Origin of the sequence: Kytococcus schroeteri (assembly GCF_002847825.1) — a bacterium.
Lineage (GTDB): Bacteria > Actinomycetota > Actinomycetes > Actinomycetales > Dermatophilaceae > Kytococcus > Kytococcus schroeteri.
In genome coordinates, this window is sequence record NZ_PKIZ01000011.1 from 20473 (window position 1) to 43182 (window position 22710).

20 protein-coding genes and 1 CRISPR repeat array are annotated in these 22710 nt (G+C 72.1%); of the genes, 14 read left to right on the forward strand and 6 right to left on the reverse strand.

Annotated elements, in window-relative coordinates:
- Window positions 1–9 precede the first annotated feature (9 nt).
- From cas7g to CYJ76_RS06755, 6 genes are all read left to right on the forward strand, one after another.
- Complete coding sequence (gene cas7g, locus CYJ76_RS06725; protein WP_202820462.1) at window positions 10–984, forward strand: type I-G CRISPR-associated RAMP protein Csb1/Cas7g; 975 nt, start codon at window positions 10–12, stop codon at window positions 982–984.
- Window positions 981–2564 (forward strand): type I-G CRISPR-associated protein Csb2, encoded by a 1584-nt coding sequence (csb2, locus tag CYJ76_RS06730; protein WP_101849622.1) that lies wholly within the window; start codon window positions 981–983, stop codon window positions 2562–2564. Before cas7g ends, csb2 begins: the two co-directional genes overlap by 4 nt.
- A gap of 8 nt (window positions 2565–2572) precedes the next feature.
- Window positions 2573–4219 (forward strand): CRISPR-associated endonuclease Cas4/Cas1, encoded by a 1647-nt coding sequence (locus CYJ76_RS06735; RefSeq protein ID WP_101849623.1) that lies wholly within the window; start codon window positions 2573–2575, stop codon window positions 4217–4219.
- Between the two features lie 4 nt (window positions 4220–4223).
- Entirely contained in the window at window positions 4224–4508 is a 285-nt protein-coding gene (gene cas2, locus CYJ76_RS06740; RefSeq protein ID WP_101849624.1) for a CRISPR-associated endonuclease Cas2, read from the forward strand.
- Between the two features lie 169 nt (window positions 4509–4677).
- A CRISPR array of direct repeats spans window positions 4678–7122; the repeat unit is 36 nt; unit sequence GTGACCTCTCCCTCCGGGGAGAGGCTCCATTGCGGG.
- A 583-nt stretch (window positions 7123–7705) separates the two neighbouring features.
- Window positions 7706–7912: a hypothetical protein gene (locus tag CYJ76_RS06750; RefSeq protein ID WP_101849626.1), complete on the forward strand. Its 207-nt coding sequence runs from the start codon at window positions 7706–7708 to the stop codon at window positions 7910–7912.
- Window positions 7913–7957: 45 nt separating this feature from the next.
- Window positions 7958–8353, forward strand: coding sequence for a hypothetical protein (locus CYJ76_RS06755; protein ID WP_101849627.1), 396 nt, complete (start codon window positions 7958–7960; stop codon window positions 8351–8353).
- Between the two features lie 16 nt (window positions 8354–8369).
- Here CYJ76_RS06755 and CYJ76_RS06760 read toward each other — a convergent pair whose 3' ends face one another.
- A complete protein-coding gene (locus CYJ76_RS06760; RefSeq protein WP_070703372.1) occupies window positions 8370–8711 on the reverse strand; it encodes a hypothetical protein in 342 nt (113 codons plus the stop codon).
- Window positions 8712–9066: 355 nt separating this feature from the next.
- Here CYJ76_RS06760 and CYJ76_RS06765 point away from each other — a divergent pair, with 355 nt between their 5' ends.
- A complete protein-coding gene (locus CYJ76_RS06765; protein WP_070703371.1) occupies window positions 9067–10041 on the forward strand; it encodes a hypothetical protein in 975 nt (324 codons plus the stop codon).
- Between the two features lie 83 nt (window positions 10042–10124).
- Window positions 10125–11324 carry a M20 metallopeptidase family protein gene (locus CYJ76_RS06770; protein ID WP_070703370.1) on the forward strand — a complete coding sequence of 400 codons (1200 nt, stop codon included), beginning with the start codon at window positions 10125–10127 and terminating at the stop codon, window positions 11322–11324.
- Between the two features lie 24 nt (window positions 11325–11348).
- Here CYJ76_RS06770 and CYJ76_RS06775 read toward each other — a convergent pair whose 3' ends face one another.
- Window positions 11349–12371, reverse strand: a complete 1023-nt coding sequence (locus CYJ76_RS06775; RefSeq protein WP_180802238.1) for a C40 family peptidase — start codon at window positions 12369–12371, stop codon at window positions 11349–11351.
- Window positions 12372–12553: 182 nt separating this feature from the next.
- Here CYJ76_RS06775 and CYJ76_RS06780 point away from each other — a divergent pair, with 182 nt between their 5' ends.
- The 3 genes from CYJ76_RS06780 to CYJ76_RS06790 all read left to right on the forward strand — a co-directional run bounded on the left by CYJ76_RS06780 (window position 12554) and on the right by CYJ76_RS06790 (window position 14951).
- Window positions 12554–13942: a sensor histidine kinase gene (locus CYJ76_RS06780; protein ID WP_101849629.1), complete on the forward strand. Its 1389-nt coding sequence runs from the start codon at window positions 12554–12556 to the stop codon at window positions 13940–13942.
- Window positions 13939–14670 (forward strand): response regulator transcription factor, encoded by a 732-nt coding sequence (locus tag CYJ76_RS06785; RefSeq protein WP_070703366.1) that lies wholly within the window; start codon window positions 13939–13941, stop codon window positions 14668–14670. Before CYJ76_RS06780 ends, CYJ76_RS06785 begins: the two co-directional genes overlap by 4 nt.
- 65 nt (window positions 14671–14735) lie before the next feature.
- Window positions 14736–14951: a hypothetical protein gene (locus CYJ76_RS06790; protein ID WP_070703365.1), complete on the forward strand. Its 216-nt coding sequence runs from the start codon at window positions 14736–14738 to the stop codon at window positions 14949–14951.
- Between the two features lie 183 nt (window positions 14952–15134).
- Here CYJ76_RS06790 and CYJ76_RS06795 read toward each other — a convergent pair whose 3' ends face one another.
- The 3 genes from CYJ76_RS06795 to pdhA are packed head-to-tail and all read right to left on the reverse strand — an operon-like array spanning window position 15135 to window position 18768.
- A complete protein-coding gene (locus tag CYJ76_RS06795) occupies window positions 15135–16619 on the reverse strand; it encodes a dihydrolipoamide acetyltransferase family protein (protein ID WP_101849630.1) in 1485 nt (494 codons plus the stop codon).
- On the reverse strand, window positions 16616–17644 hold the full coding sequence (locus tag CYJ76_RS06800; RefSeq protein WP_101849631.1) for an alpha-ketoacid dehydrogenase subunit beta: 1029 nt from the start codon (window positions 17642–17644) through the stop codon (window positions 16616–16618). The genes CYJ76_RS06795 and CYJ76_RS06800 overlap by 4 nt, the downstream gene beginning before the upstream one ends.
- Window positions 17641–18768, reverse strand: a complete 1128-nt coding sequence (gene pdhA, locus CYJ76_RS06805) for a pyruvate dehydrogenase (acetyl-transferring) E1 component subunit alpha (RefSeq protein WP_070705147.1) — start codon at window positions 18766–18768, stop codon at window positions 17641–17643. Before pdhA ends, CYJ76_RS06800 begins: the two co-directional genes overlap by 4 nt.
- Window positions 18769–18971: 203 nt before the next feature.
- On the opposite strand from pdhA, the gene CYJ76_RS06810 reads away from it, so the two are divergent.
- The 3 genes from CYJ76_RS06810 to CYJ76_RS06820 all read left to right on the forward strand — a co-directional run bounded on the left by CYJ76_RS06810 (window position 18972) and on the right by CYJ76_RS06820 (window position 22211).
- Complete coding sequence (locus CYJ76_RS06810) at window positions 18972–20393, forward strand: HNH endonuclease signature motif containing protein (protein WP_238138176.1); 1422 nt, start codon at window positions 18972–18974, stop codon at window positions 20391–20393.
- 20 nt (window positions 20394–20413) lie between these two features.
- Window positions 20414–21295 carry an alpha/beta hydrolase gene (locus CYJ76_RS06815; RefSeq protein WP_237769766.1) on the forward strand — a complete coding sequence of 294 codons (882 nt, stop codon included), beginning with the start codon at window positions 20414–20416 and terminating at the stop codon, window positions 21293–21295.
- A gap of 310 nt (window positions 21296–21605) precedes the next feature.
- Complete coding sequence (locus tag CYJ76_RS06820; protein ID WP_144043049.1) at window positions 21606–22211, forward strand: hypothetical protein; 606 nt, start codon at window positions 21606–21608, stop codon at window positions 22209–22211.
- A gap of 124 nt (window positions 22212–22335) precedes the next feature.
- Here the strand turns inward: CYJ76_RS06820 and CYJ76_RS06825 are convergent, their stop codons facing one another.
- Window positions 22336–22701 carry a DUF4235 domain-containing protein gene (locus CYJ76_RS06825; RefSeq protein ID WP_070705158.1) on the reverse strand — a complete coding sequence of 122 codons (366 nt, stop codon included), beginning with the start codon at window positions 22699–22701 and terminating at the stop codon, window positions 22336–22338.
- Window positions 22702–22710: the final 9 nt, after the last annotated feature.

Sequence of the window (22710 nt, forward strand, 5' to 3'; positions counted from 1 at the left end):
GAGATCATCATGCGAGCAACACGCACCACGTACACCATTCCGTTGACCCCGGTTGCGGGGGACCGCTTCCAGCCGACCGGCTTTCCGGACCTCGGGCCCGCGGAGTTCTCCCGGTGGGACGCGGACCGCAAGGACTGGGTCAACGCGCTGCACGTGGAGTCGCCCCAGTCCATGGCCAACCGGCTGGAGGCGACCACGTGGCTGGAGGGTGAGGACGTCCAGCCGTCGGTCCTCGAGGGATTGCCGTACGTGCAGGTCGTCGAGGAGCGGGATGGGGAGGACGCCTTCGTGACGTGCTCTCGGCGTGAGGCGCACCGTCTGGCCAGCGCATACGTGATGAACGCCGTGACGGAGACCGGTGAGACCGGTCGCGACTGGCTCATGGCAGAGCTGGGCGCTGGCAAGGACGACCCGGCCAACAGGTACCACCAAGTGCATCGTGCGGTCCTCCGCATGGACCCGCTGTCGCTCGTGCACGGTGTCTTCTTTGCGCAGAAGGACTTCGGCTGGCAGCCGAAGGTGGCCCGGGCGGTCACGAGCTTCATCGACGCCACCAACGTACGCCCCGCGCACAGCGGTGGCGTGAAGACCGACGTGGTCCGCACCACGGCGTCCGAGGGCGCCGGGTCCAAGGAGGGCTACGGCATGGTGCCGCACCAGCGCCTGGAGTTCACGGCGGAGAAGATCACGGCGTACGTCACCGTCGACCACGAGCAGATCCGTTCCTACGCCTTGGGAGACGAGGGCACGGAGCTGCTGGAGTCCCTCGTGGAGTACGAGCTCGCGGTGCTCTTCAGCGGTGGTCTTCGCCTGCGTACGGCCTGTGACTTCCAGGTCATCACCGAGGAGGTGCTGGTGTCCGGTGAGGAGGGCGCGCTGCCGCAGGTCGACACCGCCGAGAAGCGCGTTCGGGCAGCCATCGAGGCTGCCCGGGGAGCTGGGCTCCTCGGTGATGTGACCACCCTGCGCAAGGTGGCTCGATGACTGGTGACGTCCCGGGAGCAGGCCTCCAGGTCCATGTGCGCTATCTGCACGGGCAGGTCCGCGCCACCCCGTGGAACGTGGCTCTCAACTCCGGCGAGGTGGAGTGGCCGCCGTCCCCGTGGAGGATCGCCCGGGCGCTCCTGTCGGTGTGGCACCTCCGCCGGCCGGGGTTCGACGCCGCACTGGTGGAGCGGGTGGCGGCTGCCGTTGCCGAGCCCGCGTGGTACCTCACCCCGGAGACACGGCAGGGCCACACGCGTCACTACCTGCCGCTCTCGACACACCGTCGCGATGCGACGGGCGGCACAGCCAAGGCCCTGGACCCGCACCTGAGCATCGACCCCAGCGCCCCGGTGGTGGTCCACTGGCCCTCGCCCGACCTGGGCGAGGCGGAGGTGGAGGTGGCCAGGGAACTGTTCGCCGCGGTCACCTACCTCGGACGTGCCGAGTCCGTGGTGGAGGCACGGCTCGTCCTGCCGGGCACCGCTGAGCACGTCGATCCGGGGTCCGACCTGTCCTCGTGGTGGCGCCCCGGAGCAGGAGGGGCCACTCGAGTGCTGTGCGGTGACGGTGGTGTCACGCGGTCCCAGCTCGAGGTGGCCCCCGCTGACATCCGCAAGGCGAAGCTGTCCCTCCCCCAGGGGGCGCGGTGGGTCGACTACGCGGAGCCGGGTTCACCGACAGTGGCCACCAGTCGGGCCGGGGAAAACTCCCGTACTGCGCCGACCGCCATCAGGTGGAGGCTGTCGACCACCCCGGAGATGCGAGGGGGCATCGGGGTCCTGGCCACTGAGGCGTTGAGACGTCTGGCTCTTGGCCGGGCGCTGCCCCGGGAGCGTGAGAAGCTCCTGGCCGGGGGCGTGGGGGCCCAACGACAGCGGGAGCTGCTCCGCGGCAAGACGGTCGAGAACGACCCTGTGCGGGACCACATGCACGCGTCGTGGTTCTGGTTGGGGGACCCCCTCTGGGGTGTTGACGGCGCCAGTCGCTCCCCGATGGGTCTGGCCCACCCTCGCCGGACGGTGGTGCGCGACCTGGCTCTGTGGGTCCCCGAGGGACTGCCCACCGTGGACGGCATCACGGCGACGTTGGCGGGACTGGTCGACAACGGCTACCCCTCGGCGGGCGCGAGCGGCTACGTCCCGGAGGGTTTCGTCAGCGGTTCCCTGCAGGTGATGGGTGTCGGGGACTGGTCCCAGGTGATCCCCGAGCTTGCGGGGCCGGCGGACACCTGGGTGGCGGAGACGCCCTATCTGCCCGTGCGCCACCGTAAGCAGAAGCGGGACGCGGACGTGGAGCGCTACGTGGAAGATGACGTCCGCCGCGAACTGGCCCACCGTTCCCGGCTGTGGGAGGTCCTGGGGGTGCAGGCACCGGAGGTGGTGTCGGTCGAGGTCGGGGTCACTCCAGCGGATCAGGAGGCGGCTCGTCTCCACCGGCGGTACCGGTGGTCGCAGTCTGCGGCGTCCCGGCGGGACGCGTTCGCGGTGCGTCTGCACCTGGCCCGTCCCTTCCCCGGACCCTTGTCCCTGGGAGCGCTGAGCCACTTCGGCTTCGGACGTTTCCGGCCGGAGCGTTAGGGGCTGCCATGGAGGACCAGCCGGAGCTCCTGCCTGCGCGCATGCTCAACGAACACGTCTACTGCCCCCGCCTCTTCTACCTCGAGTGGGTCAATCGGGAGTGGGCGAGCAACGACGACACCGACCTGGGCGATGCGGAACACCGCGCCACGGACCGTCGTGGGGGCAGGATGCCTGAGCCGTCTGACCCCGCGCCGCCTCAGCGGACGGCCCAGGTGAGGGTGGAGTCCGAGGAGCTCGGACTGGCGGCTGTCATCGACCGGGTGGACCATGCCGATGGCTCGTGCTCCCCGTTGGACGTCAAGAAGGGGCGGGCTCCCGACGACGCGGATGCGTGGCCCGCCGACAGGGTGCAGGTCTTCGCCCAGGCCGCGTTGCTCGAGCACGCCGGGTACACGGTCCGCGAGGCACGCCTCTCCTACCGAGGGGGAGGCGGGGTGGTGTCGCTGCTCTGGGGTGAGGCCGAGCGGGAGGAGCTGCACGCGGCGGTGCAGGCAGCTCGCGCCACCGCCTCACAGCTGCAGGCACCTCTGCCGCTGGTGGACAGCCCCAAGTGCGTCCGGTGCTCCTTGGCCGGTCTGTGCATGCCTGACGAGGTGAATGCGCTCCTCGGGCGTTCTGACCTACCGCCTCGTCGGATCGTTCCTCGCGCCCCCGACCAGCGCCCTCTGTACGTCACGATCCCGGGCGCACGCGTCGGGGTCTCGGGTGGGCGCCTGGTGGTGACCCTCAACGGTGAGCCGCTGTCCTCAGCTCGCTTGGAGGACGTGAGCCACGTGGCCGTGTTCGGGAACGTCCAGGTGAGCACCCAGGCCATGACCGCACTGTGGAAGCGCGGTCAGGTGATTCTGTGGCTCTCGCGAGGCGGATGGTTGAACGGGTGGTCACAGCCGCCCATGGGAAAGCACGTGGAGCTTCGGCGCAAGCAGGTTCATGCCCATGCCCAGGGCGTGTCCGAGGCGGCCCGGATGATCCGCGGGAAGGTGCGCAATCAGCGCACCCTCCTGCGGCGCAGTGCCAAGGCCGCCCCGCCCGCGGAGGTCCTGCGTGCGCTACGGACACTGGCCGACTCGGCTCTGGACGCTACGACCCGCGAGGAGTTGCTCGGCATCGAGGGGACAGCCGCCCGTCTCTACTTCGAGCACTTCGCTCGGATGGTCGTCCCCGACCATCCGTGGGCGGGGGAGTTCGAACAGAACGGACGGCAGCGCCGTCCTGCTCCTGACCCGATCAACGCCCTGCTGGGTTTCACGTACTCGCTCTTGGCCAAGGAACTGACGGTGGCGTGCCTCGGCGTGGGCCTCGATCCCTACCTCGGAGTGCTCCACCGGTCGCGGTACGGCAGGCCCAGCCTCGCGCTGGACCTTGCCGAGGAGTTTCGCCCCCTGATCGCGGACTCCGTTGTGCTCCAGGTGGTCAACAACCGGGAGGTTGGTGAAACCGCCGTTCGGCGGGGTCCCCTCGGAGTCACGTTGACTCAGGACGGTCGGAGAGCGGTGTTGCGCGCGTTCGAGCGCCGCTTGGAGAGCGAGGTGACGCACCCGGTGTTCGGGTACCGCATCTCCTACCGGCGGGTTCTCGATGTCCAGGTCCGGATGTTGGCGGGTGTCTTCCTGGGGGAACTCCGCGAGTACGTGCCCATGGAGACGAGGTGACGCGGTGGCCAGGAGACGGCACCTGATCGCGTACGACATCGCTGACGAGCGTCGGCTCCGCCGGGTCGTCAAGGTCATGGAGTCGTACGGAGAGCGACTCCAGTACTCGGTCTTCTTGTGTGACATGAGCCCTGGAGGGCTGGCGCGTTGGCGCTCGGAGATCCTGGACGTGATCGACCTCAGTGTGGACTCGGTGGTCGTGATCGACGTCGGTTCTCCGGGTCAGGAAGATCTCACGGTCATTGGGGCGCCGCGTACGCTGCCCCGCAGCGGCGCCATGATCGTGTGATTGCGAGACCTGACTTACGACAGATCCACCCGGGGAGGTCTCGCAGCGCGCAACGTGGCGCCCTGAGATCCTTCTCAATCGCACAGTGCACGATGTGACCGGACAGATTGGAACAGCTCTCGAACCCTTGGGGTTCCCCCCCTCCGCGGTAAGCGCTTTCGCGCGAGCCGTGACCTCTCCCTCCGGGGAGAGGCTCCATTGCGGGGTCGGTGGCCAGATGAAGAGCGAGCGCACCGAGCAGGGTGACCTCTCCCTCCGGGGAGAGGCTCCATTGCGGGGAGCACGACGACGGTCACAGCGTCGCAGCCGGCTTCGGGTGACCTCTCCCTCCGGGGAGAGGCTCCATTGCGGGCGCCAGCTGGGCGGCATCTTCCTCCAGACGGGCCGCAGTGACCTCTCCCTCCGGGGAGAGGCTCCATTGCGGGGGCCCGGAACAGGGTGACTTCCTTGGTGTAGGCGTAGTGACCTCTCCCTCCGGGGAGAGGCTCCATTGCGGGAACCCCGGTGCCGCCCAGGCGGTCCAGCTCAAGGCCAGTGACCTCTCCCTCCGGGGAGAGGCTCCATTGCGGGTGAGTCCATCGCTCCGGCCCTTCGTGGGCTGCGGCTCGAGTGACCTCTCCCTCCGGGGAGAGGCTCCATTGCGGGGGCAGGTCCGTCTCCGCCGTCGCGGCGATGGCCTCAGTGACCTCTCCCTCCGGGGAGAGGCTCCATTGCGGGTGCATGTCCCGCTGGTACCGCTCTCGGGCGGCCCGGCGGGTGACCTCTCCCTCCGGGGAGAGGCTCCATTGCGGGATGAGTCCCAGGGACTCGAGGCGCTTGAGGGCGCGCTGGTGACCTCTCCCTCCGGGGAGAGGCTCCATTGCGGGGGCCGTGCCGCCGAGCTGAACCTCACGGCACCGACGGTGACCTCTCCCTCCGGGGAGAGGCTCCATTGCGGGCGTGCCGATGGCCTCGGCCCGGGCGGCAGCGTTCTGTGACCTCTCCCTCCGGGGAGAGGCTCCATTGCGGGTCGTCCATGGGGTCCTCAGTGGGCTCCTCGTCCAGGAGTGACCTCTCCCTCCGGGGAGAGGCTCCATTGCGGGCTTGATCTGCCGCTCCACGTCTGCGACCTGCTTCCGCGTGACCTCTCCCTCCGGGGAGAGGCTCCATTGCGGGAGCGTCTCGGACTCCAGGTTGTCCCACGCCTTGACCAGTGACCTCTCCCTCCGGGGAGAGGCTCCATTGCGGGCATGCGGTGAGGTTTCTGGTGTCATCCAGTGCCTTGGGTGACCTCTCCCTCCGGGGAGAGGCTCCATTGCGGGCCCGGCAGCTCGCCCGCGACGGCCACCACGGCGTCCACGTGACCTCTCCCTCCGGGGAGAGGCTCCATTGCGGGGAGGTCCCCACCTTCGAGCTCGCCACCCGGTGGATCGGTGACCTCTCCCTCCGGGGAGAGGCTCCATTGCGGGGCCGCGAAGACGGACGGGACGGACGAGTCTCACCGAGTGACCTCTCCCTCCGGGGAGAGGCTCCATTGCGGGGGTCGCCCGGCGGCGCCGCTGTCGCACGTCTCGGATGCAGGTGACCTCTCCCTCCGGGGAGAGGCTCCATTGCGGGGCTGGCATGAGGTTTCTCCTTGGTGGGCGCACGGAGGGTGACCTCTCCCTCCGGGGAGAGGCTCCATTGCGGGTGACCGCCCTTGGCGATCTCGGAGAGCAGGTTGTAAGTGACCTCTCCCTCCGGGGAGAGGCTCCATTGCGGGGGGCCGTCCGGGTGGCGGGCTCGCAGGCCGGGCACAAGTGACCTCTCCCTCCGGGGAGAGGCTCCATTGCGGGACCGCGAAGGTCGCCCAGTTCTTGAAGGTCCGGGCTGGTGACCTCTCCCTCCGGGGAGAGGCTCCATTGCGGGCGGCTCGACACGTGGAACGCCCTCCGCGCCGCACAGGTGACCTCTCCCTCCGGGGAGAGGCTCCATTGCGGGTCGCCGGCGCGCAGCAGCAGTTCGGGGGCGGCCGTGGGTGACCTCTCCCTCCGGGGAGAGGCTCCATTGCGGGTGCCTGATGCTCACAGCGCGCGGCGGCGTCTACACGGTGACCTCTCCCTCCGGGGAGAGGCTCCATTGCGGGCCAGAGGGGGAGACGGTCAGTCTCACCGCGCCCCTGGGTGACCTCTCCCTCCGGGGAGAGGCTCCATTGCGGGATCTGCTTGATCTGCTCGCGGGACGCCTGCGCGAGCGCGTGACCTCTCCCTCCGGGGAGAGGCTCCATTGAGGGTGCGCCTCGGTGACCCGGCGCTTGGCCTCGGCCACCTGTGACCTCTCCCTCCGGGGAGAGGCTCCATTGCGGGCTGGACCTCGCGGGCAAGGTGGTGGGCACGCGCGGCAGTGACCTCTCCCTCCGGGGAGAGGCTCCATTGCGGGTTGGTGACCACAGCGGCGGCGCCACGGCCGACCAGGGTGACCTCTCCCTCCGGGGAGAGGCTCCATTGCGGGCTCGCCACCGAAAGCGTCGATCGCAGGTCCGCCCCGTGACCTCTCCCTCCGGGGAGAGGCTCCATTGCGGCCGCGGCTACCTCAACCTCCGCACCGGCTCCGCCGACACGTGACCTCTCCCTCCGGGGAGAGGCTCCATTGCGGGGTCCGGGGCGAGCCATGGCCATTCGAGTGTCTCCGCCCGCCTCAAGGCCGGTTGAGAGACTCGGCCTCTGACACCCGTCCGACCCCAGGAGCCCCGTGAACGCCCCCGCCACCGCCGTCGTCCTGCTGGCACTCGCCGCGCTCCTCTCCCACGGGCTCTCGCTCGTGCTCGGCCCCGGCCGGGCGGAGCGCCGCCGGGAGCTTGAGGAGCTGGGCGTGGTTCCCCTTCGTGACGCTGTGGGTGGCCTGTGCCGTGGTGGTGCTGGTGACCCGCGGCCTCTCTGGTGGCGGCGGCATCGGCCACCTGCTCAGGAGCATCGACGCCGGGGCGAAGGTGGCGCTGGCCAGCAACTGCCGACCCGGGCACCTGCTACTCCAGCTCGATGCCGTTCATGATCGCCATGGCGGTGCGCGCGCTGGAGGTGTGAGGGCGGGGCAGCGCGGTCTGTCCGCACCATCCGTGGGAGTCATGACAGTGGCATGCTGGTCACGTGAGCACAGGAGGGGACGGCAGGACGGGCAGCGGCGTGGCATCCGGGCGAGGGGGTCCCCGTCGCTCGGTGTGGCGGCTGCCGTGGAAACCGGTGACCGGCGACTGGCTGAAGTTGATGTGGGACCTCATGTTCCACGGGCCCGTGGGCAACAACCCCATCGCGGACTTCCTCTCGCTCCTGGCGCTCATCCCGTTCCTGGTGGTGCTGGCGCTCTGGCTCGGGGAGATGGTGGTGGAGTTGGTGCTGTGGCCGTTCGTCGTGGCTGGCCGTGCCGTGCAGCTTCTGTGGGCCGGTTGAGACACTGACGCCGTCCAGCCGCACCCAGACCCGCCCAGGAGTTCTGTGAACGCCCTCGCCACCGCCGTCGTCCTGCTCGCGCTCGCCGCCCTCATCGCCCACGGGGTGTCGCTCGTGGTCGGCCCGGGGCGGGCGGACCGCCGTCGCGAGCTGGAGGAGCTGGGCGTGGTGCCTTTCGTGGCGCTGTGGGGGTTCAGCGCCTTGCTGCTGATCGTGGTCCGCAGCCTCCACGGCGATGCCGGACTCGCCCACCTGCTCACCACCACCGGTGTCTGGACGAGCGCGCTGGGTGTGGCGTTCGCGCTGGCCGGCGGTGCGTTCGCCGCCACCCGCTGGCTGCTGGGCAGGGGGCCGGACCGCCCGTCCTGGAACATGCCGGTCGCCAGCATCTCGGCCGGCGCCGCGGCCGCACTGGTGGGCATGAGCACCTTGCCGCTCTGACAGGCTGGTCGGCCCCTCAGGCAGTCGACCCGACGGCTTCCTCGTGATGGGATCGGTCACCACTCCTGACGCTGTTGACGATCTCCACGGCTCCCAGTGCCAGCGCGAGGAACGGCCACGCGTCCAGCGCGTCACCGCGGAGGGCCCAGACGAACCCGGCCGTAACGGAGGCGCCGGCCACGAGCCACCCCAGAACCCGCTGCGGTGCACCGGCCAGCCACATGGTGACGACCAAGAAGGCGGCGAGTATGCAAAGGGTGGTCACGTACGCCGTGCCAGCGGAGGCCAAGGCCCAACTCAGAGCACCGGTGGCGGCAACGATCGCCAGCGTCCAGACGGACTTGTAGGTCGCAGACATCCTCACTCCTCGGGCGGTCAGCCGATCGGGCTCGTTCGACGCCGGCACGCCGAACCGTGGACGAGATGTGTTGTGTGCACGGGTTCCCCTCATGAATCGATGGCGCAGGGCCTTTCTTGCGTGAGTGTCCCCACCGTCTCGCTCGCTGGGGTCGGAGGAAACCCGAGCGAGCGAATCTTGACGGAGTGTTGAAGGACGCCCCCCGCCGTCGGCCGGCGCCGCGGCCGCCCTGGTGGGGATGAGCACCCTGCCGCTCTGAGGTGTGCGCCGGCATGTGGATGCCGTGACGCGGGAAGTCGGTGGTGATGTGCATCATGGCCGGGAGACTGCGAACTGAGGATACGAGGAGAGCGCGATGGGGCGCGGCGGTACCACCTTTCTGTTCCTGAGCGGCGCGCTGCGGCACGCTGAGAGCCAGCAGGCCATGCGGGGTCTGCACGCGGAACTCGACGCACTGCGTGCCGACCAGGCGGTGAACCAGCATCAGGCTGCCCAGCTGGCCCATGAACAGCTGCTCGAGGCTCAACGGCAAAGTGATCTGCAGGCCCGTGCGAACTTTGCCCACTGGAGGCAGACCCCGGACGGTCAGCACTATCTCGCCTGGCAGGACGCTGCCCTGCCCCTGTTGGACGTCGCTCGCGAGCGTGATGCCTTCGTGCGTGGGCGGGTTGTCAGTGCATGGGCGGAGGAGGAGCGAACCAAACCGGTCAGGCCGCCGGAGCACTACGTGCACGGCACGCCTCAGGGGCCACGCGTCCCACGTCTGTGGATCCCGGCCTTGGTGTGCCTTGTCCTGTGGATCGTCTGCATCGCAGCGGCCGCGCCGTACATCGCCAACGACGAGCAGGAGCTCACCCCGCTGACGTGGGCCCTCTCGTTGGGTGTTCTTTTCCTGCCGGGCATCGCGATCCTGCTCGCCGCGATCTGGGGGATCATGTTGTTGGTCAGCGCCCGGGAGATGCAGGCACACCGCCGGTACAAGCGGCAGGCTGTTGCGTGGAACGCCTGGAGGTCCGCGGCTCACGAGCGGATCGGTGCGTGGACGGACACCCCACCCCAGTGGACGGCAGACGCGACCCGGGACGATGCCTACCTTGCCCGGGTGAACCAACTGGTCGACTCGGCCGCCGAGCTCCTGCCCCCGCCGGAGTCCCTGCCGGACCTGTACCTGCCCGAGATCGGGGAGCGGTACGTCGCTGGCACGGTGGCACACCAAGCTGTCCTTGACCTGGCGGCGCTCGCCGAGAAGCAGCGTGCGACCACCCGCGAGGCGTTGGACGAGATCGCGCGGTTGGGGCACGAGCACGGCGTGTACGAGGACGACGTCTGAGCACCCTGCCGCTCTGAGGCGCTTCACCGGGCCCGGCCCGCGCGCCCTGCCCGGTACCCCGCGCCCCACGTATCCTGCGCACCATGCCCGCCCTCCCCCTCGCCGACCTGGCCGCCCTCCGCGAGGCGTGGCTCACCAACCTCACCGCAGAGCTGCCCGCCGCCCGCAACCTCCGCGAGCGCATCCACGCCGCCCCGCACCTCTCCGGCGACGAGGAGGCCACGGCCCTGCTGCTGGAGGACGCCCTCGACCTGCGCATGGAGCGCATCGCCCAGACCGGCCGCATCGGCCGCATCGGACCCGCCGGCGGCCCCTCGGTCATGCTCCGCGCGGAGATGGACGCCCTGCCCGTCGAGGAGGCCACCGGCGCCCCCTACGCCTCCACCAACGGGGCCATGCACGCCTGCGGGCACGACGTGCACATGGCCGCCCTGGTGGCCTGCGTGCGCGCCGCCCGCGGCCTGGACCTGCCGGTGGGCCTGGTGCCGCTGCTGCAGCCCCGCGAGGAGGCCCCGCCGCACGGCGCCTACGACGTGGTGAGCAGCGGCGTCCTCGACGAGCACCAGGTGGGCGTCTCGGTGGGCGCCCACGTGCACGCTGCCGTGCCGTTGGGCAGCGTGTCCACCGGCGGGGGAGTGGTCAACGCCGCCGCCGACAGCTTCCACATCACGGTGCACGGGTCCGGCGGGCACGGCGCCTACCCGCACACCGGCAACGACGTGATGGCGGCCGTGGCCACCATCGCGCTGGGCCTGCAGGACGTGGTGCGCAAGGTGGTGAACCCCATGCGCCCCGTGGTGCTGACCGTCGGTCACCTCGAGGCCGGGCCGGACGCGGACAACGTATTGCCCGAGGACGGGCGCATCCGCGGCACGCTGCGCACCGTGGACGCCGACGACCGCGCCCGCGTGCAGGACGCGGTGCGCCTGCACGCCCTGCGCATCGCCGAGGCATTCGGGGTGCGCGCGGAGGTCTCGCACACCCGGGGGATGCCGGTGCTGGCCAACGACGAGCGGCTCGTTGGCTTCACCGACCGCTGGCTCATGGAGTCCGGCATCCGCGCCGCCGAGCCGATGCGCTCGATGGGGGCCGACGACTTCTCGTTCTTCACCGACCGCATGCCCGGGCTCATGGCCTTCGTGGGCACGCGCCCCCTCGACGGCGAGGGCGGCCCCGGCCTGCACGACGCGCGCTTCCTGCCGCCCGCCGAGGTGATCGGCACCATGGCGCGCACGCTGGTGGCCGGCTACCTCGGCGGTGTGCAGGTGCTGGCCGAGGGCTGAGGCGCGGGCGCGGAGCCCGGTGCCTCAGGCGAACACGCGGCTCACGGTGCCCAGACGGTGGAAGCCGTGCAGGCGGGCCGAGTCGCGGCGCACCTTCACCGAGTACATCGAGTCCACCACCTGGCCCCCGCCCAGGTAGACCGCCACGTGCTGGATGGCGCCCCGGGCGTCGGTGTACCAGACGAGGTCGCCCCGCGTGCGCTGCCGCAGCGGCACCCTGCGCAGTCGCGGGTTGGCGTAGAGGGTCCGCGTGGTGCGGGTGCCGGGGTGCTGGTGGGTGTGCACGGTCACGGGCAGCGGCTGCACGCCGGCCGCGTGCATGGCCTGCAGCACCAGTCCGGAGCAGTCGAAGCCGTACTTGTACGGCCCGGCGCCACCCCACGTGTAGTCGGCGCCGGACTGCTCGCGGGCGAACCGGATCATCGCCTCGATGCGGGGGGCCGGCCCGGCCTGCAGCCCCAGGCGCGGCTGCTGCTGCCAGCCGTCCAGACGGAAGCCCTCGGCGTTGAAGCCCAGGGCGCGCCAGGTGGCCGGGCCCACGAGGCCGTCCACCGCCAGCCCGCGGCGCCTCTGGAAGGTGCGCACCGCGGCCACCGCCTCGGGCGTCATGCGGTGCAGCAGCTCCGAGTGGGGCACGCGCAGGCGCTTCAGCAGCAGCTTGACGCGGGTGCCGCAGTAGCCCGGGCGGATGGTGGTGCCGCGCGGCGCCGCCGCGATGCGGGCGACCGGCTGCAGCAGGCCGGGGCCGTTGCCGCCGGTGGGGTCCGGGTAGATGCGGTCCAGCAGGGCGTCCAGCCGGCGCTTGGTGGCCGCCCCGGCGATGCCGTCGGCGGCCAGCCCCTGACGGCGCTGGAAGGCACGGACCGCCCGGGTGGTGCTGGCGCCGTACACGCCGTCGATGCGGATCGATGCCCCGCCGACCTTGTTGAGGGCCCACTGCAGGCGCGAGACGTAACCACCCCGTGAGCCGGGGCGGAGGGTGGACGGGCCCAGCCGGCTGACGTCCCAGGCCAGGGCGGGTGTGGTGAGCGTGGTGCCGCCGCCCACGACGGCCGCCCCGCAGCCGTCAGGAGCGTGCGTCGGGCAAGGTGCTGCATGGTGCTTTCCCTCAGGAGGGCGTGGTGCCGAGTGCGTCTCCCCACGATAGGCCGCCCGGTGGTGGTCCGGGTGCGTGACGCCCGACCGTGGGCGGACGATGGTGCCGTCCACGCCTCCCTACCCTCGACCCGATGCCTGACCAGACCCGCGCCCGCGCCGAGGACCTCGAGCTCCTCCGCTGGGCCTACACGCTCACCGACTCCACGCGGCGGCACCCCGTGCTCGCCGACGCGGTGCTCGGCGTGGCCGTGGTCACCGTCTTCACCCTGGCCACCGCCTGGACCCTGCCGTGGTGGGCCCTGCTGTGGTCGGCCGCCTACCTGGGGGCCTACCTGCTGCGCTCGGCGGGGCTGCCGCTCATGCTCGCGGCGCTGTCCGTGCTGGGCGTGGCCCAGGTGGCGTTCACCGACATCGTGGTGCCGGGCAACTTCCTCGTGCCGCTGGCGGTCTACCAGGCCACCAGCCGGGGCCGGCGCCGGGTGCGGGTGGTCACTCTGGTGCTCCTGCTGCTGGCCGCCCTGCTGGCCGGCATCGACTTCGCCCCCACCGGCGTGGCCGCCGTCGCAATGGTGGTGATCTACGCCATCGGGCTGTTCCTGCCGTGGCTGCTGGGCGACCTGGTGCGTCACCGCCGCGGGCTGCTGGCCCGGGAGTCCGCCCAGCGCGAGGCCCTGGCCCGCGACCGCGAGCAGCGCGCCCAGCTGGCCGTCACCTCCGAGCGGGCCGCCATCGCCCGCGAGATGCACGACATCATCGCCCACTCGCTCTCGGTGGTGATCGTCCAGGCCGACGGCGGCCGGTACGCCGCTCAGGCCGGGCAGCTCGAGGGGGCGCAGACCGCGCTCGACCAGATCGCCACCACCGCCCGTGAGGCCCTCGGGGAGACTCGCCGCCTGGTGGGTGTGCTGCGCGACCCCGCCAGCGGTGCCGAGTACACCCCCGGCCAGGGTCTGGGGGACCTGCCGGCCCTCATCGGGCGGCTGGAGGACTCGCACCTGCCCGTGCAGGCCATCCTCGACCCCACCCTCGCCGAGGCGATGGGCCTGGAGCCCGAGGGCGGCGTGCCCCAGACGGAGGTCAGCACATCGCTCTCGGCGGCCGCCTACCGGGTGGTGCAGGAGGCCACCACCAACGTCATCAAGCATGCCGGCGCCATCACCGTGCTGCGCATCCGGGTGCGGGTGGAGGGCACCGACCTCACCGTGAGCGTGGCCGACGACGGCGAGGGCCCGACCGCCCGCGACGCCGGGGGAGGGCACGGCATCCTCGGCATGCACGAGCGCGTGGCCGCCCTGGGGGGCGAGCTGCTCACCGGCATGCGCAGCGGCGGCGGGTTCCTGGTGCGGGCCCGGTTCCCGCTGGATCCTGGGGCCGTGCGCCGCCGTCGCAGCAGGCAGACTGACTACGTCCCCGACACGGTGGAGGAGGAGATGGCCATGGCCGTCACCGACCCCCACCACACCGACCCACCCGCCCCGGGCGCGTCCCCCGCCCCCGAGCACACCCTGGAGACCCCATGACCTCGCGCATCTTCCTCGTGGACGACCAGTCCCTCGTGCGTGCCGGCTTCCGCATGGTGCTGGACGCCCAGCCGGACATGACCGTCGTCGGCGAGGCCCCCGACGGGCAGTCGGCCGTGGACCAGCTCAAGACCATCGCCGCCGACGTGGTGCTGATGGACATCCGCATGCCCCGCATGGACGGCATCGAGGCCACGCGGGTGCTGCTGGGCCGCGACAAGCACCCCGCCGACGCCGACCCCAAGGTCGTGGTGCTCACCACCTTCGACATGGACGAGTACGCCTACGCCGCTCTGGAGGCCGGCGCGTCCGGCTTCCTGCTCAAGGACGCCGGCCCCGAGGAGCTGCTCACCGCCATCCGTGCCGTGGCCTCCGGTGACGCCGTCGTGGCGCCCTCCACCACGCGCCGCCTGCTGGAGCGCTTCGTGCCCACCCTGAGCGCCGAGGCCGAGGAGGTGGCCAGCCCCGCCGAGCAGCAGGAGTACCTGCGCGAGGTGCTCACCGAGCGCGAGTTCGAGGTGTTCGAGCTGGTGGCCGCGGGCCTGAGCAACACGGAGATCGCCAAGGAGCTCTTCGTGGCCGAGGCCACCATCAAGACCCACATCGGCCGCCTGCTGTTCAAGCTGGGCTGCCGCGACCGCGTGCAGCTGGTCATCACCGCCTACGAGGCCGGCATCGTGGGCCCGCCCGGCGGCACCCGCCCGGCTCCGGGCACCCCCGGCGCCTGAGCCTCCTCGCGTACGGTGGGGGCGCCCGGCGGCACGGTCGGGCCCCCTACCGAGAGCGAGTCACCATGCAGTCCGTCATCTCCTGGGTCGTCAGCATCGTGCTGGCGGTCCTCGTCTTCACAGGGCTCCGCTACGCCCTCATCGAGTGGTTCGGGATGAGCCCCGAGGTGGCCCGCTGGGTCTCCCTCGTGCTGGGCCTGGTCATCCTCATCCCGGGCCGTCAGGCGCTGCGATCGATGACGACGCGCGGCGACGACCGTCCGGCGGCACCCCGCCGCTGAGGAAACCCTCCCCCCTGGGGATGACGGAGCCGCCGGCAGGGCGCGGGCGGCCCTGCCGGCGACGGACTTCCCGCCCGATGCGGCCCTCGTAGCCTCGTGGGCGAGGGGAACGACAGAGGCGTTCCGCGGTCCGGTGAGGGGACGTCGCGGAACGCCTTTGTCGTGCCCGGGGGCGGGGAGGGGTCAGAGCTCGCTGAGCAGCACCGCCGGGTTCTCCACGCAGTCGGCCACGAAGCGCAGGAAGCCCCCGGCCGTGCCGCCGTCGCACACGCGGTGGTCGAAGGTGAAGCCCAGCTGGGCCACCTTGCGCACCGCCAGCTCGCCGTCCACGGCCCACGGCCGGTCGATGATGCGGCCCACGCCCAGCATCGCGGCCTCGGGGTGGTTGATGATCGGAGTGGAGCCGTCCACGCCGAACACGCCGTAGTTGTTGAGCGTGAACGTGCCGCCGGTGAGCTGCGCCGGGGTGAGGCGCCCTTCGCGGGCCAGGCCGGTCAGCTCGCGCAGGGCGGCGGCCAGCTCGGCGGTGGACATGTCCTGTGCGTCGTGCACCACCGGCACCACCAGGCCGCGGGGCGACTGGGCGGCGAAGCCCAGGTTGACCCGTGCGTGGCGCTGGACGGCCACGGCGGTGCCGTCGACCATCTCGACGGAGGCGTTGAGCGCCGGGAAGCGGTGCAGGCCGGCCACCACGATGCGGGCCACCAGCGGCAGCACGCCGATGCCGGCCTCCGGACGGGCCGCCTTGAGCGCGTCCTTGGTGCGCAGCAGCTCGGTGGCGTCGGCGTCCACCCAGGTGGTGGCGTCGGGGATCTCCGAGCGGCTGGCCGTGAGGCGCTCACTCATCATGCGCATGAGGCCGGTGAGCGGGGTGCGCTCGTCGGACAGGCGCGGGGCGTCGTCGACCGGGGCAGCCTCGCGGCCGGGTGCGGTCGGCGCGGTGGGCGACGAGGTGGCCGGCTGGGGCGCGGTGGCCTGCGCGGCGGCCGCGGCGCCCGGGGCGGCAGCGGCCTCCACGTCGGCGCGACGGATCACGCCATCGGGGGCCGAGGGGGTGATGCCCGTCAGGTCGAGGCCCTTCTCCGCGGCCAGGCGGCGCACCAGCGGGGAGATGACCTTGGGCGCCCCCAGGGTGGGCTGCGCGGGTGCGGACTGCGTCGTCGACGGCTCGGACGGCTGCTCGGTGGCAGGCCGTGCCGCCGGTTGCGAGGCAGCCCCGCGGGCGACGCGACGGCGCCGCGCGCCGCCCCCGTGGCCGGTGCCGAAGCCGATGAGCACGGCGCCGGACCCCTCGTCGGTGGTCTCGCCGCCCTCGGTGGGCACGGTGGACCCGGCGCGCTCCTCGGTGCGGTACTGGTCGTGGCCCGCGCGGGGGTCGCCGCCGGCATCGGAGGTGGCCCCGGTGGAGGCCCCGCCCGAGGCGCCGGTGGCCCCGCCCACGGAGATGAGCGGGCGGCCCACCTCCATGACCTGGCCGACCTCGCCGTGCAGCGCCGAGACGGTGCCCGCGAACGGGATCGGCACCTCCACGGTGGCCTTGGCGGTCTCCACGGTCACCACGTTCTGGTCGATGGTGACCTCGTCGCCCACGGCCACGAGCCACTCCACGACCTCGGCCTCGGTGAGTCCCTCGCCGAGGTCCGGCAGCATGAACACCTGCTCGCTCATCGGGCACCTCCCTGTGCGTCGGCGGACGCCCCCGCGTGGGTGAGGTCCGGCTGGTCGTCCCACTGCAGGCGCTCGATGGCGTCGAGCACGCGGTCCACGTTCGGCAGCTGGGTGTGCTCGAGCTTCGGTGCGGGGTAGGGGATGTCGAAGCCGGTGACGCGCAGCACCGGAGCGGCCAGCGAGTGGAAGCAGCGCTCCTGCACGCGGGCGGCCACCTCGGCGGCCACGCCGCCGAAGCCCTGGGCCTCGGACACCACGACGCACCGGCCCGTCCTGCGCACGGAGCGCGCCACGCCCTCGTCGTCGAACGGGACGATGGTGCGCAGGTCCACCACCTCGCAGTCGTAGCCCAGCTCGGCGGCGGCCTCGGCGGCCTGCAGGCAGGTCCGCAGCTGCGGGCCGTAGGTCACCAGCGTCACGTCGGAGCCCTCGCGGCGCACCACGGAGGTGCCGAAGGGCTCGCGCTCCACAGGCAGCTCGACCTCCTCCTTGGTCCAGTAGCCCACCTTGGGCTCCATGAAGACCACCGGGTCGTCGCTGGAGATCGCCTCGCGCAGCAGGGAGTAGGCGTCCGCGGGGGTGGCCGGCGTGACCACCTTGAGGCCCGGGGTGTGCGCGTAGTAGCCCTCGGAGGAGTCGCAGTGGTGCTCCACACCGCCGATGCCGCCGGCGTAGGGCACGCGGATCACCATCGGCAGCTGCACCGAGCCGCGGGTGCGGTTGCGCATCTTGGCCACGTGGCTCACCACCTGCTCGAAGGCGGGGTAGCCGAACGCGTCGAACTGCATCTCGACCACGGGGCGGAAGCCCTCAATGGCCAGGCCGACGGCGAAGCCCATGATGCCGGCCTCGGCCAGCGGGGTGTCGAAGCAGCGCTCCTCGCCGAAGTCGCGGGTGAGGCCGTCGGTGATGCGGAAGACGCCGCCCAGGGTGCCGACGTCCTCGCCGAACACGAGCACCTTCTCGTCGGCGGTCATCGCGTCGCGCAGGGCCTGGTTGAGGGCCTGAGCCATGGTCACGGTCATCGGGTGGCCTCCTGGGCGGTGTGGTCCTGGTCGGCGCGGGCGGCGGCCAGCTCGGCCTCCACGACGGCCCGCTGCTCCAGCAGCTGCGGGGTGGGCTCGGCGAAGACGTGCTCGAACAGCTCCAGCGGGTCGTGCTGGACGTCGGCGTTCATGCGCTCGCGCAGGCGGGCGGACTGCTCCTCGCCCTCGGCGTGGATCGCCTCGACGGCGGCCTCGTCGAGCAGGCCCTGGGACAGCAGGTAGCGCTCCAGACGCACGATCGGGTCCTTGGCCACCCAGCCCTCCACCTCGGAGTCCTCGCGGTAGCGGGTGGCGTCGTCGGCGTTGGTGTGGGCGTCCATGCGGTAGGTGTGCAGCTCCAGCAGGGTGGGACCGCCGCCGCTGCGGGCGCGCTCCAGGGCGGCGTCCATGACCGCGGCCACGGCGGCGGCGTCGTTGCCGTCCACCTGCTCGGACGGGATGCCGTAGCCGATGCCCTTGTACGCCAGCGAGGGTGCCTTGGTCTGCTTGGAGAGCGGCACGGAGATGGCGTACGTGTTGTTCTGCACCACGAAGACCACCGGGGCGTTGAACACGGCGGCGAAGTTGAGGCCCTCGTGGAAGTCGCCCTCGGAGGTGGCGCCGTCGCCGATGAAGGCGAGCACCGCGGCATCGGAGCCCTTGCGGGCCAGGGCCGAGCCGGTGCCGGCGGCGTGCACCAGCTGGGTGGCCAGCGGCGTGCACTGCGGGGCGGTGCGGGTGGCGGCCACGTCGTAGCCGGCGTGCCAGTCGCCCTTGAGGAGCGTGAGCACCTCCACCGGGTCGATGCCGCGGGTCACCAGCGCCATCGAGTCGCGGTAGGTGGGGAAGAACCAGTCGTCCTCGCGCAGCGCCTGGGCGCAGGCCACCTGGCAGGCGTCCTGGCCGTGGCTGGAGGGGTACACCGCCAGGCGGCCCTGCTTGGTGAGGGCCGTGGCCTGCTTGTCGAAGCGACGGCCCAGCACCATGCCCCGGTGCAGGGCGAGCAGGCGGTCGGCCTCGGGGAGGCGGTAGCCGCGGGGGTGGGTCTGGGCGGTCAGCTCGCCGCCGGGGGCGATGAACTGGACCGGTTCGCTGCTGGGCAGCAGGTCCTGCGGGGTGGGCATGGGTCCTCCCGGGTGGTGTGACGTGGGCCACCACGCAGTATGGCTCAGGTCGCGTGCAGGGTGTGGTGGGGCGGGGCCGGGCGTCGCCGGGCGGATGGTGTGTCGAACAGATGTTGCATTGAATCGTAAGTGTGTTGTATGGTGGGGGTGTCGATCGGAGGTGGGGGCGCCGTGGTGCGTTCCCGACGCGAGGGGGCACGGGGGTGATCGGTGTGAAGCGGCAGGACGGCGGGGTCGGTGGTGCGTGGACGGATCCCGGGGGACCAGCGGCCGGGAGGGCGGACGACGCGGCGTGCCTGTTCGCGCGGGCTGAGGGGGTCATCGCAGGGCTGCAGACCGTGCGGCCGGAGCTGTGGCGGGTGGCGTCCGACGACCTGGCGCCCCTGGTGGGGATGCTGAGCGATCTCGTGCGGGCGGCCGAGGCGGCGATGACGGGACTGACGGCCGAGGCGTACACCCGGGGCGTGGTCGACGAGTCCCGGGCAGCAGGCACCACGGCCTGGGTGCGTCAGCAGGCGGGCATCGTGGACGCGGGCCGGGCCCACGCCATCGCCACCGTGGGCGAGGCCACCACGGAGCCGGGGACAGGTCCGCTGGCCGATGCGGTCTGGGGTGGCGGGGTCTCGGTCGGTGCTGCGCACGTGATGCTGCGGGAGGCCGAGAAGGTGCGGCCCGTGCTGCCCGGGGCAGACCGGGCGGAGGTGCTGGGCCACTACCTCACGCACGCGGAGAACCTGGCCGCCATGGGGCACACAGCGGGTGACCGTGCGCTGCGGCAGCTGTCGCGCGAGATCATCGCCCGCTTCGGCCAGCACGCCCTCGACGAGCAGGACGACCACGCCAAGGAGTGCTCGGTGCTCACCGAGCGGACGCTGTCCACCGGGCTGGTGCGCTTCACGTGGGAGCTCAACCAGCCCGACGCCGCGCGGGTGCGTGCGGCGGTGGACGGGCTGGCAGCTCCACGGCCCGGGCGGGACGTGGACGGGGAGGTCGTGCGGGACCCTCGGTCCCCGGCTCGTCGCCGCGCGGACGCCCTGCTGGAGCTGGTGGAGCGTGCGCAGGCGGCTGACCGAGACGGCACGGCCGGGGGCTGTGGCCTGTCGGGCTCCACCACGCTCGTGGTGACCCTGGACCACCAGGCGCTCGTCTCCGAGCTGGCGCGGCGGCCTCGTGGCCCCCGCGGGGTGGGATGGGGGCGGGGACTGGCCGACACGGTGGAGGACGCCGGACCGGCAGGTTTTGCCACCACGGTCAACGGAGAGGTCATGACCCCGGCGCAGGTGAGGCAGGCTGCCTGTGACGCGCAGGTGGTCCCGGTGGTCCTCGGCAAGGACTCGGTGCCGCTGGACGTGGGGGAGGCGGAGCGGTTCGCGACCGGTTCCCAACGGATGGCCCTGGCGCGCCGCGACGGTGGCTGCTCCTTCGAGGGGTGTGGACGTCCACCGGGCTGGTGCCACGCGCACCACATCACCCACTGGATCGACGGCGGGCCGACGGACCTGGACAACCTGGTGCTGCTCTGTTCGCGGCACCACACCGTGGTGCACCGGGACGGCCTGACGGCCACTCGCACCGGGAACCGGTGGGTGTGGCACCCGCCCGGTGAGTCCACCGAGCCTGGATGAGGCCCTCGTAGGGTGGCGCCATGCGTCGAACCGCCCTGCTGGCCCTGCCCGTCACCGCCGCCGTGGGGATGGCCGGTGCCGCGGTGGGGGCCCTGTGGGGTGCGCGGCAGATCAGCGGGCCGCAGCGCCCGCCCGTGCCCTACGGGTTCACGCCCTACGAGGTGCGGGTGCCCGACGACGCGGTGGAGGACGTGGAACTTCACGCGGCCGACGGCACGCGCCTGGCGGGCTGGTGGCTGCAGGGGGAGTCCGGCCGGGTGGCGGTGGTGTGCCACGGCCACCGCGGTTCCAAGGCGGACATGCTCGGCATCGGGCCGGGGCTGTGGCGCGAGGGGTGGTCGGTCCTGCTCCTCGACTTCCGCGGCAACGGGGACTCCGCCGACGGCCCGCAGTCCCTGGCGCACTACGAGCAGCTCGACCTCGAGGCCGCCCTCGACTGGGTGGCCGCCCGGCGCCCGGGTGCCGGCATCGACCTCGTCGGGTTCTCGATGGGTGCCGCCGTCGTCCTGCAGGTGGCCGCCCGGGACCAGCGGGTGGCACGGGTGGTTGCGGACTCGTCCTTCGCCGACATGCGCGACGTGGTGGCGACGGCGGCTCGCGGCATGCGGCTGCCCCCGGTGCCGCTGGTGCACCTGGTGGACCGCGTCACGCGATGGCGCTACGGGTACCGGTTCAGCGAGGTGGAGCCGGTGGAAGTGGTGGCCGACATCGCACCGCGCCCGCTGCTGCTCGTGCACGGCACCGAGGACTCCGTGATCCCCGTGGCCCACGCCCACCGGCTGGCGGCTGCGGCCGGCCAGGGGGCCGAGCTGCGCATCGTGGACGGGGTGGACCACTGCGGGGCCTACTTCGCCGACCGGCCCGGCTACATCCGGGCCGTGGCGGACTTCCTTCGCGGCTGAGGCGAGGTCGGTCCCCGACCACCGGCCACCGTGGCGCACCTGCTGTGCGGCCCATGGTCACGTTCCGACAGTGTCGGGCGGAGAGATGAGTGTCCTACGGTCAGGAGTGCCCGACCGCTGGCCATTCCCGGAAGATCACATGCCCACTCATCCCGCCGGTCGTCCCGATCCCGTCTCGGATCCCCGCACCCCCTCCCCAGGCCGTGCTGCGCCCTCGCCGCGGCTCATGGTCCCTCTCGTGGGTGCTGGTCTGGGAATGGCTGTCTACCTCGGTCTGCGCCCCTACGGTGACCACTCACAGGACCCTGCCGTGGCCTTGGCCGCCTTCGCCCAGCCACTCTGGGTGGTGGCCCACCTGGCAGGCATGGCGGCACTCGCCTCGGTGGGTTGGGTGGCGGTGCGCTGCTCCGAGCTGGTTCCCGGAAAGGCCTCCCGCATCGCGCGCTGGTGCGGTTGGTGCGGTCTGGTGGATGCCGGTCTGGTGATGCCCTACTACGGGGTCGAGGCGCTGGCCCTGCACGAGCTGGGTCGTGCCGTGTCAGCAGAGGATCTCGCCCCGGATCAGGCCATGGCACTGGTCGAGGCGGTCCGCGGCAACTTCGTGGGCGTGTCCCTGTTCGCTGCCGGTCTGCTGATGCTCGCTGCGGCCGGGCTGCTGGCGGCCCTGGCGTGGCAGCGGGCAGCCCACGGGGGCCTGCGGTGGGCGGGCTGGCCACTGGGCGGTCTGGTGGCGCTCGTGCTGCCGCAGTACTACCTGCCGCCGGCAGGACGGGTGACCTTCGGTGTCGCCTTCGCCGTGGCCGCCCTCGCATGGGCGGGCGCCGCATGGGCCCAGAGCCCCCGGCACGGTCTCCGGCGCGCCCCCGGGGGCGACCTCGGGGGCGACCCCGGGGGCGACCTCCGACGCGACCTCTGACCTGCGGGGCAGCCCCTCACACCACCTGACCTGCACCCGTCGGCCCGGCCCGGAACAGCGCTCGGCGCCCCGCCCACCGCATCGGGTGGACGGGGCGCCGGGGCGCTGGGCCGAGCCTTGTGACTCAGGCCTTGGCGGCGGCCTTCTTGGCGTCCTTGCGGTTGCCCTCGGAGGCCAGCTTGGCCTGGGCCTTGGCGCGGGACTGCTCCTCGGTGAGACCCAGGCGCTTGGTGAGCTCCGGCGGCAGCATGCCGTTGTTCTTCATGTAGAAGTGCGAGGCCTGACGGTTGGCCAGCATCTTGGCCACACCCACCGCGGCGCCGGAGAGCAGCGCGAAGGCGGCGGCCTCCTTGATGCCCACCTCCGGGTCGTCCGGGTTCTGGGCCGAGCGGCCGGTGGTGATCTTCCAGGTGCCGTCGGCCACCTTGGAGGCCACGACGCTGGCCACGATCGGCAGCGCGGTCGCGAGGGCCTTGTACGCGAGGTTCATGCAACTCTC